This window comes from Isoptericola halotolerans, assembly GCF_003003075.1.
In the GTDB taxonomy this organism is placed as follows: domain Bacteria; phylum Actinomycetota; class Actinomycetes; order Actinomycetales; family Cellulomonadaceae; genus Isoptericola; species Isoptericola halotolerans_A.
On sequence record NZ_PVTX01000001.1, the window covers coordinates 348,662 to 362,058 of the forward strand.

The following is a 13,397-nucleotide window of genomic DNA, read 5'->3' on the forward strand; positions in this document are numbered from 1 at the left end:
CATCATGCAACGGGGCACCGACGCGGTCGCGGTGCTCAGCGCTCCGCGCGCAGGTAGGCGAGCTGCGCGGCGACGGACTGGCGGGCGGCGGGCAGCACCGCGGCGTCGACGTCGGCGTACACGTGGGCGACGACGTCGTCCACCGTGGCTTCGGGGCCGAGCGCAGCGAGTACCGCGCGCACCTGGGCCAGCCGCTCCAGGCGGTGGGACCGGTAGGCCTGCACGGCCGCACCGAGGTCCTCGATAGCGGGACCGTGCGCCGGGACGGCGAGCCGTCCAGCACCGAGACGTTCCAGCACGTCGAGGCTGTGCAGGTAGTCCGCGAGCGAGCCGTCGGGCTCCGCGATGACGGTGGTGCCGCGGCCGAGCACCGTGTCGCCGGTGAGCACCACCGGTGCCTCGCCGGGGCCGTCGACCCGGAACGAGACGGAGTCGCCGGTGTGGCCCGGCGTGGCGACCACCTCGATCCGCACACCGGCGGCCTCGATCACCTCTCCGTCGCGCAGGGGTGCGCCCCCGTGGCAGTGCTCGGGGTCCGCCGCCCGCACCGGGGCGCCGGTCAGCTCCCGCAGCCGCGGCGAACCGGCCGTGTGGTCGGCGTGCCGGTGGGTGACCAGCACCAGGTCGACCGGGCCGGCCGCGGCCAGGGCGCGCAGGTGGGTGTCGTCGTCGGGCCCCGGGTCCACCACCACGCACGACGGCGATCCCGGTGCGCGCAGCACCACCGAGCGGGTCCCGTCGAGGGTCATCGGGCCGGGATTGTCGGCGCGCAGCACCGTCACCGAAGGCGTCACGCCGCCCATGGTGGCACGGCGCCGCGCGGCGTGGACCGGGGCGGTCAGTCCGCGAGGAGCTCCAGCGTGCGCACCCGGCCGGGAGTGGCGTCCAGCGGCTCGCCCGCGTACGTGCCGGCCACCGGGACGACCATGACCTCGTCGACCCCGCGTCGTGCTGCGAGGTCCGCGATCTCCTGGCGGGCGGCCTCGGGCTCGCCGATCACCCAGCGGGACCGCATGTCGTCGATCATCTGCTGGCCGAGCCCGTCCAGCGGCGTCGCGAGCGCCTCCTCGACCGTCTCGGCGCGTCCCATCGGCCTGCCGGTGCGCAGCCGGGCCATCGCCCGGAGCTGGGGCAGCGCGCGTTCGTGCGCCTCGTCGGCCGTCGGGGCCACGACGGCGTTGACGGTGAGGAACGTGCGTGGCTCCGGGTGCGCGTCGCTCGGCCGGTAGCCGTCGCGGTACAGGGCCAGCACCTGGTCGATGCCGGCTCCGGAGAAGTGGTTGGCGAACACGTAGGGCAGCCCGAGCTCCGCCGCGAGCCGGGCAGAGTAGTCGCTCGAGCCGAGCAGCCACACGGTCGGGGAACCGGTGGCCGCCGGGGTGGCGCGCACGTCGTAGATCTTGCCGTCGGTCAGGCGCAGCCGGGCGCCGTCGGGCTCCATGAGCGCGAGGATGTTCTGCACGTGCTCGGGGAACCTCTCGACGTCCGACGTCGGTCCGGACGCCCGCAGCAGCGCCGTCACCACCGGGTCGGAGCCCGGCGCGCGGCCGATGCCCAGGTCGATCCGCCCCGGTGCGAGGGCCTCCAGGGCGGCGAACTGCTCGGCGACCACCAGCGGAGCGTGGTTCGGGAGCATGACACCGCCCGACCCGACCCGGATCCGCGAGGTCCGAGCCGCCGCGGCGGCGATCATCACCGGCGGTGTCGAGGCGGCGACCGCGGCCATGTTGTGGTGCTCGGCGAACCAGTAGCGCTCGTAGCCGAGCTCGTCGGCACGCTCCACGAGGGCGAGCGAGGCGGCCAGCGCCTGGGCGCTCGTCTGCCCGGAGCGGACGGGGACCAGGTCCAGGACGGAGAGGGAGGGTGAGGTGCTCATCGCCAGGAGCAACCGTCGGGGCGCCCCAGGACTTCCCGGTACGGGTGGGGCGAGCATCACGCCGCTGCCGCTGCCGCTGCCGCTGCCGCCGGGGCTCCGGATGCGGCGACCCGTCGACGCGCCCACGATCAGGGCGAGGCAGGGGGCCGACGACGAGAGGAGGGACCCCGGTGGGCGGACGCACGACCACGGGACCGATCAGCACCCTGCACCGCACGTGGCTGCGGCAACCGCGCTGGTCGTTGGCCGCACGCGGCGCGATCGCCGCGGGCATCGCCTGGTTCGTCGGGGTGCTCGCCCCCGCTCCGTTGTCGGAGTACCCCTACTACGCGCCGCTCGGCGCGGTGATCGCGACCACGAGCACCCTGGTGCGCTCCGTCCGGGACTCGCTCCAGGTCACCGCCGCCGTGCTGGCGGGTGCAGGGATCGCCCGCGCCGCCGACGCGTTCCTGTCCCCGGGAGCGCCGTCGGTCGCCGTCGTCGTGGGGGTGTCGCTGCTCATATCCGGTTGGCGGTTCTTCGGGGAGATGGGCACGTGGGTCGCGACGTCGGCGATCTTCGTGCTGATCCTCGGCAACGCCGACGCGCTGGAGTACGTGGGGTCGTTCGCCGGGCTGGTCGCCGCGGGTGCCGTCGTCGGCATCGGTGTGAACCTGGCGATGCCGCCCCTGCGGCTCACACCCACCGAGGACGCGCTCGACCGGCTGAGCACCGTGCTGGCGGACGTGACCGAGGACCTCGCGAACGAGCTGGACGCCCGGCAGGACCCGTCGGTCGACGACTGGAACCGACGTCGCCACACGCTGCGACGGGCGCTGGACCTGGGACGCGACGAGAGCGGCCACACCCGCGAGGCGGAGCGGGGCAACCCTCGCGTGCGGCGGCACCGCCGCTGGGCCGACGGGCAGCAGGTGCGCATCCGCGAGCTCGAGACGGTGGTCGCCTCGGTGGACCAGCTGGCGAGCCTGCTGGTCGACGCCGCCGAGCCGGTCGAGCTCGGCGACGGGTTGCGGGCCTCGCTCGTGCGGGCTCTGCGCGGCCTCGTCGAGGTCCTGCGGGCGGACGTCCGCGGGACCGAGCGCGGGCCCCTGGTCGACCGCTTCGAGGAGGCGGTGCAGGACTTCGACGGGCGGTTCCGGCGGGAGCCGCCGGAGGCGAGCGAGGAGCTGGTCTCGGCGGCGTCCGCGGTCGCGCTGCACCGCGCCGTCGCCGCGTTCCGCGGCTGAGCGGCCGCCGGTGCCGCTCCGTGCGGGCTAGGCCCGCAGCGCCTGGTCCACGTCCTCGATGATGTCCAGCGGGTCCTCGAGCCCGACCGACAACCGCACGGTCGCCTCCCCGATCCCGACCGCGGCGCGCCCTTCCGCGCCGAGCTTGCGGTGCGTGGTGGTCGCCGGGTGCGTGACGATCGACTTGGCGTCGCCGAGGTTGTTGGACAGGTCCACGACCCGCAGGGCGTCGAGGAAGCGGAAGGCGCGCTGCTTCGCCTCGTCCGGGGAGGCGCCGTCGGGCACCGTGAGCTCGAGCGTGACGACGGTGCCGCCGCCGCTCTGCTGGGAGAGCGCCAGCTCGTGCTGCGGGTGCGAGGGCAGGTACGGGTAGAGCACCCGCGCAACCTCGGCGTGGCCCTCCAGGGCCTGGGCGACCTGCAGGGCGGCCGCGTTCTGGGCGCGGACGCGCACGTCGAGCGTCTCGAGCCCCTTGAGCAGCACCCAGGCGTTGAACGGGCTGAGCGACGGTCCGGTGTGCCGCAGGAACGTCTGGACCGGCCCCGACAGGAACTCCTCGGAGCCGAGGATGGCCCCGCCGAGCACGCGACCCTGGCCGTCGATGTGCTTGGTCGCGGAGTAGACGACGACGTCGGCGCCGAGCTCGAAGGGCTTCTGCAGGATCGGCGTGGCGAACACGTTGTCGACGACGACGACGGCCCCGGCCGCGTGGGCGAGCTCGGACACGCGGCGCACGTCCACGAGGTCCTGCATGGGGTTCGACGGCGTCTCGAAGAACACGACGTCGGCTCCGGTGGCGAGGGCCTGCTCCCACTGCTCGGGCACGTGCCCGTCGACGAGGTCGACGCGGACGCCCCACTTGGCGAGGATCTCGTCGTAGATGACGTTGGTCGAGCCGAACAGGGCGCGGGCGGAGACGATGCGCGAGCCGCTGGACACCAGTGCCGCCAGCGTGGTGAACACCGCGGACATGCCGCTGGCGGTCGCGTAGCAGGCCTCGGCGCCCTCGATCAGACGCAGCCGCTCCTCGAAGGTGCGCACGGTGGGGTTGCCGTAGCGCGAGTACATGAACCGCGAGGTCTCGCCGGCGAACGCCGCCTCGGCGTCGGCGGCGGAACCGTACGTGTAGCCCTGGGTGAGAAAGATGCCCTCGGACATCTCCTCGAAGTCGGAGCGGCGGTGACCGCCGCGCACGGCGAGGGTGGCCGGGCGGACGCCGTCGGGCAGCGGGCCGCGGCCGGAGCCGCCGGAGCGGGCCGGGTCGGCGCCCGGGCCCGTGGGGACCTCGGTGCCGGTCACGCCGTGGCCTCGTCGTAGGAGCCCCAGGGCAGGCCGCGCACCTTCCAGCCCTGCTGGTCGCGGACCCCGCCGAAGCCCGGCGCACCCTCGAAGCCCTCGAGGACGTTGTACGACGGGCCGATGCCGGCGGACGTGGCCAGCCGGGCCGCACCGATGGAGCGCTGCCCCGAGCGGCACAGGAACACCACCGGACGGTCGGGGCCGACGCCCGCGGTCTCCAGCTCGGCCAGGAACGCGGGGTTGGGGCGCCCGTCCGCGGTGACCCACTGGCTGAAGACGGTGTTCTTGCCGAGCTCGCCGACGTCGGGGACGCCGACGGTGCGCCACTCGCCGTCCGTGCGGACGTCGACCAGGACGGCGTCCGGGTCGGCGGCGAGCAGGTCCCACGCCTGCTGCGGGGTGATGTCTCCGGCGTAGCCCTGCGCGGGGCGCGGTTCGAACGGCGGTTCGGTCGGTGGTTCGAGCGGTGCAGTCATGGCACTCCTCCCATCGGTCGTGGCGGTAGCACCCACGTCCGGTCCCGCGCCGCTGGCGCCTGCCTCGCTCGAGGCTCGACGGCGGCGGCCCGGTCCCGCGGGTTGCTGCGGCGTCGACGTGCCACGTCACTCGGCCGCTCGGGATGGTCTCCGCGATCGTACGACACGGCGTCCGGTGCGCGGGACGCCGGTCTCACCTCGTGGGCGCCCTGCGACCGGATCGTCGATCCTGGCCCAGGATGATCGCATCCTGAGACGACGCGCCCACGTGTTGACACCGTCGTCGCGCGCCGGTGATCCTGTCGTCAGGTCATGAGCGCCAGCGCGAAGCCCCGGCTCGCTGGCCGGCAACCCTCCCCTCGCGGCGGGGTGCCCCGGGTGACGACCTGGCTCCGCGCCGTCCGGCGTCGGGCAAGCGCGGGGAGGTCGCTCCCCGGGACACTGAGGAGGACCGCATGACCGCTCTCGCCGAGACCCCCGCCTGTACCGACGTCGACGCCGTCGTCGCGCAGCTCGCGCCCGTCCTGCCGGTGGTGGGCCACGACACGCCCGCCCCGCTGGTCGACGGTCGCCGCGTCCCGTACGCGAACCTCGATGTCGCCGCGTCGGCCCCCGCGCTGCAGGCCGTGGCCGACCGCGTCACCCGCACCCTGCCGCTCTACGCCTCCGTGCACCGCGGCGCCGGCTACCTCTCCCAGGTCTCGACCTCCCTCTACGAGACGGCCCGGCGCACCATCGGCGAGTTCGTCGGCGCGCGGGACGACGACGCCACGCTGATCGTGCGCAACACCACCGACGCGCTCAACCTGCTCGCGGGCTGCCTGCCGGCCGCCGACGACGGCGAACCCGGCCGGGTGCTCGTCCTCGACGTCGAGCACCACGCGAACTTCCTGCCCTGGCAGCGGTCCGCCCGGGCGACCGTGCTGACCGGCCGTGAGACGGCCGCCGCCACCGTCGCGGCGCTGCGCGACGAGCTGGCGGCGGGTGCCGCCGTCGGGCACGGGTACGCGCTCCTGGCCGTGACCGGAGCCTCCAACGTCACCGGCGAGGTGCTGCCGGTGGCGGACCTGGTCGAGGCCGCGCACGCGGTGGGCACCCGCGTGCTGCTCGACGGCGCCCAGCTCGTGCCGCACCGCCGCTTCTCCCTGGCCGAGACCGGCGTCGACTACCTCGCGTTCTCCGGGCACAAGACGTACGCGCCGTTCGGTGCCGGGGTGCTGGTGGGCCGGCGTGACTGGCTCGACGCCGGCACGCCCTACCTCGCGGGCGGCGGCGCCGTGCGCAGCGTGCGGGTGGACGGGACCGAGTGGCACGACGGGCCTGCGCGGCACGAGGCCGGGTCGCCCAACGTGCTCGGCGCCGTGGCGCTCGCCGCGGCCTGCGAGGCGCTGGCCGACGTCGACGCGGACGCGCTGCGCGGGCACGAGGACGCCCTGCGCCGGCGGCTCGTCGGGGGCCTGGAGGCGATCGAGGGCGTCGAGGTCGTGCGGCTCTGGCCCGACGCCGCCGACGCCGTCGGGGTCGTGACGTTCACCGTCTCCGGGTACGAGCCCGGCCAGGTCGCGGCCTACCTGTCGGCCGAGCACGGCATCGGCGTGCGCGACGGCCGGTTCTGCGCGCACCCGCTGCTCTCCCGGCTCGGGTACGGCGCGGGGGCGGTCCGGTCGTCCGTGGGCGTCGGCACGGCCGGCGAGGAGGTCGAGCGCCTGGTCGCGGCCGTGGGCGCCCTGGTGGCCGACGGCCCGCAGGCGCGCTACGACGTCGTCGACGGCCTGTGGATCGTGGTCGACGACCCGCGCCCCGTGCCGGAGGGCTCCGGGCTCGAGGGTCTGCTCGCCACCGCCGGCCCCGGCGGCGACGAGGCGTTCGGCTGCCTGCCCGAGGACGCCTGAGCCCGGAGCCCGCTCAGGCGAGGGCCGCGCGGACCTCGTCCGCGTCGAAGCTCGAGACCGGCAGCGCCGACGTGCGCGCGGACCGCACCACTCCGCTGTCGTCGAGGACGAACGTGCCGCTGTGCTGCAGCAGCGCGACCTTCCGGAGGCCCGCGTCGGCGTGGTCGCCGGTGGCCCACACCTCGGCCAGCGGCGACCTGCGTGCCGCACGCCCGGCGGCCGTGGCCGCCTCCGCCGCGCCGCCCGGTGCCAGCAGCAGGAACGCCGCACCGGCGAGCTCGCCGGCGTCGTGCATGCGCTGGACCTGCGCCGCGTGCGCGAGGCACACGGGGCAGGTCGCGGACCGCATGAAGTGCACGACGGCGGCGCGCCCGGCCACGACGTCGTCGAGCTGACGGCGCTCCCCGTCGGCGGACACGAGGGTCAGCGGGGGCAGGGTGGTGCCGAGGGCGGGGTGCTGGTCCTGCGGGGGACGCGCGTCGGTGCTCATGGGGTCTCCTGCCGTCGTAGAGTGGTGGCATGATCGTCAACCGGCTTGCCTATATTGTCAAGGGGGTTGCGCATCGTGTTCGATGAGGAGCTGCGCCGGTTCTCGGCGGGCGCCCGCGACGACCTCGGCTTCCTGCTGCTGGCCGCCGCCGACGACGTCGTCGCCGCGACGCTCGCGGAGGTGGCCGCCCAGGGGTACCCCGAGATCCGGCGGGTGCACGTGCCGGTCTTCGTGCACCTCGACCCGGACGGCACCACGATCAGTGCCCTCGCGGAGCGGGCCGGGGTGACTCGTCAGGCGATGACCGGCGTGGTCCGCGAGCTCGAGGGGCTCGGGTACGTCGTCACCGCGCCCGACCCCGGCGACCGCCGGGCCCGGCGCGTCACGCTGACCGGCCATGGCGCCGAGTACTGCCGGGCGGCGACCCAGGTCAGCGAGCGGTTGACCGACCGCTGGCGCGAGGAGCTGGGCGACGAGGCGGTGGACCGGCTCCGCGACCAGCTCCGCGGGCTGACCACCGGCCTGCCCGCGCCGAGGTAGAACCGCCCGCGCCGAGGTAGTAGCGCCCGCGTCGAGGTAGTACCGCTCACGTCGAGGTAGTAGCACCGGCGCCGAGGTAGTACCGCTCACCAGACCGGTGGACGCCTCTCCGGCCAGCGCAGCACGTCCTCGAGCTGGGCGGCCAGGGCCAGCAGCGTCAGCTCGCCGCCAGGCCGGCCGATGATCTGGATCCCCATCGGCAGGCCGTCGTCGGTCCAGTGCGTCGGCACGGTGATCGCCGGCAGGCCCGCCACGTTGAGCCACGAGGTGAACGGCGTGTACTGGCACTGCTGCCGGAAGTTGCGGTCCGGATCCTCGGCGTCGTACCACCCCACCGGCCGCGGCGTCATCGCCAGCGCGGGGGTGACCACCGCGTCGAGGTCGCCCATCCCGGCGATCAGCCGACGCTCGAACGCCGAGAGGGTCCGCAGCGCCTCGACCAGCTCGCGGGCGGGCACCTCGCGGCCCCGCCCGACCAGCCACCGGGTCAGCGGCTCGAGCCGGTCCAGCGCGGCCTCGTCGTCGATGGGCACCGCGGACGCGCCGCCCATCCACAGGCTGCGGAACGCGTCGCCGTACTCCGGCGCCGGGTCCCAGCGGTGCTCCGCCACCTCGTGCCCGAGCCCGGCCAGCGCCGCCACCCCCGTGTCGAGGGCCGCCGTCGCCTCCGGGCTCACGGTGATCTCGTAGTAGTCGTCCCAGGCGGACCAGGTCGTCACGCCGAGCCGGAACCGGGCGCCGCGCCCGTGCGCCCCGCCCTGCCTGCCGTCCGCCCCGGCCACCTCGCCACGCTGGGCCGCCGCCAGGTACGCTCCCGCGCTCGCCGCCTCGGTGCGGAGCGTGTACGGGTGCGCCACCCGGCCGTCGGCCTGCCGGGCCAGCATGCCCTCCAGCAGCAGCGCGGTGTCCGCGGTGGTGCGGGCGAGCGGCCCGTTGGTCACGAGCCCGCCCGGCGCCTCGACGCCCGAGCCCGAAGGCAGCAACCCGCGCGAGGGCTTCAGGCCGACCACGCCGCAGGCCGCGGCCGGGATGCGCACGGAACCACCGCCGTCGGACCCGGGGGCGAAGGGCAGCATCCCGGCCGCGACGGCGACCGCCGCACCGCCGCTGGACCCGCCCGCGCCACGCTCGAGGTCCCACGGGTTGCGCGCGACCGGCCCGGCGAGCGGCTCGGTGTAGGCGGGGAAGCCGAGCTCAGGCGCGGTGGTGCGCCCGAGGCTGACCGTGCCCGCCGCGTCCAGGTCGAGCACGACGCCGTCGGAGACCTCCGGCACGAACCCGGCCAACGCCCGCGAGCCGAACCCCGTCGGCACCCCGGCGCGGGCGAACAGGTCCTTGTCACCCGTCGGCATCCCCCACAGGGTGCCCGACGGCGGCCCGAGCGTCGCGACGCGTTCCCGCGCCAGGTCCGCGGTCACCCGGGAGAACGCGCCGAGCTCGTCGTTGCGGGCCGCGATGCGCGCCAGGAAGTGCTCGGTCACCTCGGCCGGGGTGAGCTCGCCGGCGCGGAGCCGGTCGCGCAGCTCGACAGCGGTCAGCTCGTGCAGGGCGTCCATGCCCCGACCCTACGACGGCGACGAGACGGGCTGACCGTCGTCGCGCTCGTCGGATCCCCGGGGGTCATGGAGATGTCGCCGACGTGGATGCTGCCGGGAGGCCTCATCGTGCTCCCGCTGCTCGTGGTCGCCCTGGTGGGGTTCGTCTGGTTCATGGTCCTGCTGTGGCGGGTCCGGAACCGTCCCGGCCTCGCCGGTGCGACGTAGGGGAGGGTCGTGCTTCAGCACCTGAAGCACGACCCTCCACGACGTCGCCGGCACGGACGTGCCGATCAGAGCGGCGTGACCGTCCCGGAGAAGTGCTTCTGCCGACGCCGACCGTTCCAGCCGACGTACTCGAACCCGTCCTCCTCCTGGGTGACCGCGAGGTCCACCGTCCCGGGCAGGAGCACCGGCTTGGCGAACTCCACCGTCCACCGGTAGGCGTCGCCGCGCTGGTGCCCGACGTCGGCCAGCGCCCGTGCGGCGGTGTACATGCCGTGGGCGATCGCCCGTGGGAACCCGAAGGCCTTCGCCGACAGGGCTGACAGGTGGATGGGGTTGCGGTCGCCGGACACGGCGCCGTAGGCGCGGCCCGTGCCGGGGCCGAGCGCCCAGCGCCCCGTCGGCAGCGGCAGGTGCCACTCCGCGCGGGGCTCGTCGTCGGCCGCCGGGGCGTCCGGCAGGGAGAAGCCCTTGGCGAGGTACGTCGACACCCCGCGCCACACGGGCCGCTCGGCCGGGTCGCCGCCGTCGCGCCGGATCTCCGCGACGAGGTCCACCTGGACACCTCGCCGGTGCGGGCGCAGGTTCTCCGCCCAGGCCCGCACCTCGAGGGCGTCCCCGAGTCGGACGGGGCCGCGCAGCTCCACGGCGTTGTGCAGGTGCACCATGCCGAGCAGGGGCAGCGGGAAGTCGCCGCGCACCATGACCGCCGTGGCCAGCGGGAACGCCAGCACGTGCAGGTAGCCGGCGGGCAGGACGTCGCTGACGGGTTCGTGCAGCAACCGCTGGTACTCGTGCAGGTGCCGGCCGAGACCGGCGGTCGACACGCCCGCGACGCGGTACGCGACGTCGGGCAGCGTGAGCGGGCCGCCGTCGTGGTCCGTGTCCGACGGCGACCGCCCGGCCCCGATGACGGGCAGCCCGGGCAGGGCGCGGCCGGCGGCGATCCGGCCCGACGCCGCGGCGCCCCGCGCGTAGAGCCCGCCGAGCCCCGGGAGGCTCGGCTGGGTCTCGACGCGGAGCGCCGTGCCGTCGCCGGTCCGCAGGGGTTCGGCCGTCACTGGCCCACCATGTGCTGGCCGCACACCCGCAGGACCTGGCCGTTGACGCCGGCGGCCGCGGGGGAGGCGAGGAACGCGATGGCCTCGGCGACGTCGACGGGCTTGCCGCCCTGGGCGAGGGTCGGCAGCCGGCGGGCCACCTCGCGGGTGGCGAACGGGATCGAGGACGTCATGTCCGTCTCGATGAAGCCGGGTGCGACGGCGTTGGCCGTCCCGCCCTGCGCGGCGAGCAGGGGAGCGGTCGCCCGCGTGTGCCCGATGACGCCCGCCTTGGAGAACGCGTAGTTCGACTGCCCCTTGTTGCCGGCGATGCCCGAGGTGGACGCGAGGGAGACGATGTGCAGCCCTTCCAGCCCGGCAGCCAGGAGGGACTCGTTGATGCGCAGCTGCGCGGCCAGGTTGACGGCGACGACCGACTCCCACTGGCCCGGATTCATGTTGGCCAACAGCTTGTCACGCAGGATCCCGGCGTTGTGCACCACGATGTCGAGCGCGCCGTGGCGCTCGCGGGCGTGGGCGAGGATGCGCTCGCCCGCGTCGTCGGCGGTGACGTCGAGCTGCAGCGCGGTGCCGCCCACGTCGTTGGCGGTGCGGCTGAGGCCCTCGCCGGCGGCGGGGACGTCCACGCAGACCACGGTGGCGCCGTCGCGGGCGAGCGTCTTCGCGATGGCCGCCCCGATGCCGCGGGCGGCGCCCGTGACCACGGCGACCTTGCCCGCCAGCGGGCGGTCGGTGGTGAGGTCGGTCCCGGCGGGGCCGGCGGGGCCGACGCGCAGGAGCTGGCCGTCGACGTACGCGCTCTTGGCCGACAGGAAGAACCGCACGGTGGCGAGCGTCGACGGGGCGTCGACGGCCGCGCCGTCGGTGAGCACCACGCCGTTGCCCGTGGCTCCGCCGCGCAGCTCCTTGGCGAGCGAGCGCAGGAACCCGTCCACACCGTTCCGCGTGGCGGCCAGGGCGGGCGAGTCGCCGTCGACCGGGGCGCGGGAGACCGTGAGGACGCGGCCGTTCGGCGCGAGGCTGCGCAGCACGGAGCCGACGGCGAGGACCGGCTCGGCGAGGTCGGTGGGGTGGGCCGCCTCGGTGACCACGAGGAGCACGGCTCCCCAGCGGACGTCGTCCGTGGGCTGGCGGCGCACGTCGACGTCCCAGGCGAGGAGCGCCTGGGCGAGCGCGTCGGCGTCGGCCTTCGAGGCGCCGTCGGCCACCACGAGCACGGGCCCGACGGTGAGCGGGTCGCCGGCGCGGTAGCGGCGCAGGATGGCGGGGCGGGGCAGGCCAAGCTTCTTGGCGAGCGTCTTGGTGAACCCGGAGTTGACGGCCTGGGTGTAGCGGTCGGTCATCGGTTTCCTTCCCGGGTCAGACGGACTCGACGACGGCGGTGGCCCCGAGGCCGCCGGCGGCGCAGACGGAGATGAGGGCGCGGGCGGGCCTGCCCGTCTCGGCGGCACGCTGGGCGACGAGCTTGGCGGCCGTGGCGACGATCCGTCCACCGGTGGCGGCGAAGGGGTGCCCGGCGGCCAGCGACGACCCGTTGACGTTGATCTTGGCGCGGTCCACGGTGCCGAACGCGCCGGAGAGACCGAGCTCGTTCTTGCCGTAGTCGACGTCCTCCCACGCGGCGAGCGTGGTCAGCACCGTCGAGGCGAACGCCTCGTGGATCTCGAAGAAGTCGATGTCGTCGAGGGTGAGCCCGTTGCGGGCGAGGAGGCGGGGCACGGCGTGCACCGGGGCCATGAGCAGGCCCTCGTGACCGTGCACGAAGTCCACGGCGGCGGTCTCGGCGTCGACGAACCGGGCGAGGACGGGCAGGTCGTGGGACTCGGCCCACTCGCGGGAGCCGAGGAGCACGGTGGAGGCGCCGTCGGTGAGCGGCGTGGAGTTGCCGGCGGTCATCGTCGGCGGTGTCTCGAGCGACCTGCCGAACACGGGCTTGAGGCTCGCGAGCTTCTCGATCGAGGTGTCCGCGCGGAGGTTGTCGTCGCGGGTCAGCCCGCGGAACGGGGTGACGAGGTCGTCGAAGAACCCGGCGTCCCACGCGGCGGCGAGGTGCTGGTGGCTGGCGAGCGCGATCTCGTCCTGCGCCTCGCGGGCGATGCCCCAGCGGGCGGTGGTGATCGCCTGGTGCTCGCCCATGGACAGCCCGGTGCGGGGCTCGTCCGTGGCGGGCGTCAGCGGCTTGAGGTCACCGGGACGGAGCGCGGCGAGCGCCTTGGCGCGGGCCTGCCAGGTCTTGGCGTGCTGGGCCTCGAGCAGTGCGCGGCGCAGGCCCTCGCTGACGGCGATCGGCGCGTCGGAGACGGTGTCGCTGCCGCCGGCGACGCCGGACTCGATCTGGCCGAGGCGGATCTTGTTGGCGACGTTGATGGTCGCCTCGAGGCCGGTCGCGCAGGCCTGCTGGAGGTCGAAGGCCGGCGTGGCGGGGGACAGCGAGGAGCCGAGCACCGACTCGCGGATCAGGTTGAAGTCGCGGGAGTGCTTGAGCACGGCCCCGCCGACGACCTCGCCGAGCCGTTCGCCCTGGAGGCCGAACCGGGCGACGAGTCCTTCGAGGGCGGCGGTGAACATCTCCTGGTTTGACGCGTCCGCGTACTTCTTCCCGGCGCGCGAGAAGGGGATGCGGTTGCCGCCGACGACGACGGCGTCACGGACGGTCTGCGGCTGGGCGGCTGCGCCACCGGCCGCGGGGGCGCTGGTCTTCTGGCGAGTAGCCACTGCGGTGCTTCCTTACACTCCGACGGGTACAGGTGGTACTCACAGTACCTGATACTCTGAGT

Annotated in this window: 13 protein-coding genes and 1 riboswitch; of the genes, 4 read left to right on the top strand and 9 right to left on the bottom strand. The window is 75.0% G+C overall.

Annotation, left to right across the window (positions count from 1 at the left end; genetic code table 11):
• Positions 1-35 precede the first annotated feature (35 nt).
• Positions 36-803, bottom strand: coding sequence for an MBL fold metallo-hydrolase (locus BCL65_RS01675; RefSeq protein WP_106264583.1), 768 nt, complete (start codon positions 801-803; stop codon positions 36-38).
• 35 nt (positions 804-838) lie between these two features.
• Positions 839-1,876 (bottom strand): LLM class flavin-dependent oxidoreductase, encoded by a 1,038-nt coding sequence (locus BCL65_RS01680; protein WP_106264585.1) that lies wholly within the window; start codon positions 1,874-1,876, stop codon positions 839-841.
• Between the two features lie 170 nt (positions 1,877-2,046).
• Between BCL65_RS01680 and BCL65_RS01685 the strand changes: the two genes are divergently transcribed.
• Entirely contained in the window at positions 2,047-3,102 is a 1,056-nt protein-coding gene (locus tag BCL65_RS01685) for an FUSC family protein (protein ID WP_106264587.1), read from the top strand.
• Positions 3,103-3,129: 27 nt separating this feature from the next.
• Here the strand turns inward: BCL65_RS01685 and BCL65_RS01690 are convergent, their stop codons facing one another.
• On the bottom strand, positions 3,130-4,401 hold the full coding sequence (locus BCL65_RS01690; RefSeq protein WP_106264589.1) for an O-succinylhomoserine sulfhydrylase: 1,272 nt from the start codon (positions 4,399-4,401) through the stop codon (positions 3,130-3,132).
• A complete protein-coding gene (locus tag BCL65_RS01695; protein WP_106264591.1) occupies positions 4,398-4,877 on the bottom strand; it encodes a rhodanese-like domain-containing protein in 480 nt (159 codons plus the stop codon). Before BCL65_RS01695 ends, BCL65_RS01690 begins: the two co-directional genes overlap by 4 nt.
• A gap of 308 nt (positions 4,878-5,185) precedes the next feature.
• A riboswitch (SAM riboswitch) is annotated at positions 5,186-5,301 on the top strand.
• 31 nt (positions 5,302-5,332) lie between these two features.
• On the opposite strand from BCL65_RS01695, the gene BCL65_RS01700 reads away from it, so the two are divergent.
• Positions 5,333-6,769: an aminotransferase class V-fold PLP-dependent enzyme gene (locus BCL65_RS01700; RefSeq protein ID WP_106264593.1), complete on the top strand. Its 1,437-nt coding sequence runs from the start codon at positions 5,333-5,335 to the stop codon at positions 6,767-6,769.
• A gap of 13 nt (positions 6,770-6,782) precedes the next feature.
• Here BCL65_RS01700 and BCL65_RS01705 read toward each other — a convergent pair whose 3' ends face one another.
• Positions 6,783-7,259 carry a redoxin family protein gene (locus BCL65_RS01705; protein WP_106264595.1) on the bottom strand — a complete coding sequence of 159 codons (477 nt, stop codon included), beginning with the start codon at positions 7,257-7,259 and terminating at the stop codon, positions 6,783-6,785.
• A gap of 75 nt (positions 7,260-7,334) precedes the next feature.
• On the opposite strand from BCL65_RS01705, the gene BCL65_RS01710 reads away from it, so the two are divergent.
• On the top strand, positions 7,335-7,799 hold the full coding sequence (locus BCL65_RS01710; RefSeq protein WP_165799932.1) for a MarR family winged helix-turn-helix transcriptional regulator: 465 nt from the start codon (positions 7,335-7,337) through the stop codon (positions 7,797-7,799).
• An 86-nt stretch (positions 7,800-7,885) separates the two neighbouring features.
• Here BCL65_RS01710 and BCL65_RS01715 read toward each other — a convergent pair whose 3' ends face one another.
• Entirely contained in the window at positions 7,886-9,355 is a 1,470-nt protein-coding gene (locus BCL65_RS01715) for an amidase (RefSeq protein ID WP_106264599.1), read from the bottom strand.
• 72 nt (positions 9,356-9,427) lie between these two features.
• Between BCL65_RS01715 and BCL65_RS18225 the strand changes: the two genes are divergently transcribed.
• Positions 9,428-9,562, top strand: a complete 135-nt coding sequence (locus tag BCL65_RS18225; RefSeq protein WP_258176856.1) for a hypothetical protein — start codon at positions 9,428-9,430, stop codon at positions 9,560-9,562.
• Positions 9,563-9,627: 65 nt separating this feature from the next.
• Here the strand turns inward: BCL65_RS18225 and BCL65_RS01725 are convergent, their stop codons facing one another.
• The 3 genes from BCL65_RS01725 to BCL65_RS01735 are packed head-to-tail and all read right to left on the bottom strand — an operon-like array spanning position 9,628 to position 13,335.
• Positions 9,628-10,620 carry a MaoC family dehydratase gene (locus tag BCL65_RS01725; RefSeq protein WP_106264602.1) on the bottom strand — a complete coding sequence of 331 codons (993 nt, stop codon included), beginning with the start codon at positions 10,618-10,620 and terminating at the stop codon, positions 9,628-9,630.
• Positions 10,617-11,963: a 3-oxoacyl-ACP reductase gene (locus tag BCL65_RS01730; RefSeq protein ID WP_106264604.1), complete on the bottom strand. Its 1,347-nt coding sequence runs from the start codon at positions 11,961-11,963 to the stop codon at positions 10,617-10,619. The genes BCL65_RS01725 and BCL65_RS01730 overlap by 4 nt, the downstream gene beginning before the upstream one ends.
• Positions 11,964-11,979: 16 nt before the next feature.
• Positions 11,980-13,335 carry an acetyl-CoA C-acetyltransferase gene (locus BCL65_RS01735; RefSeq protein ID WP_106264605.1) on the bottom strand — a complete coding sequence of 452 codons (1,356 nt, stop codon included), beginning with the start codon at positions 13,333-13,335 and terminating at the stop codon, positions 11,980-11,982.
• Positions 13,336-13,397: the final 62 nt, after the last annotated feature.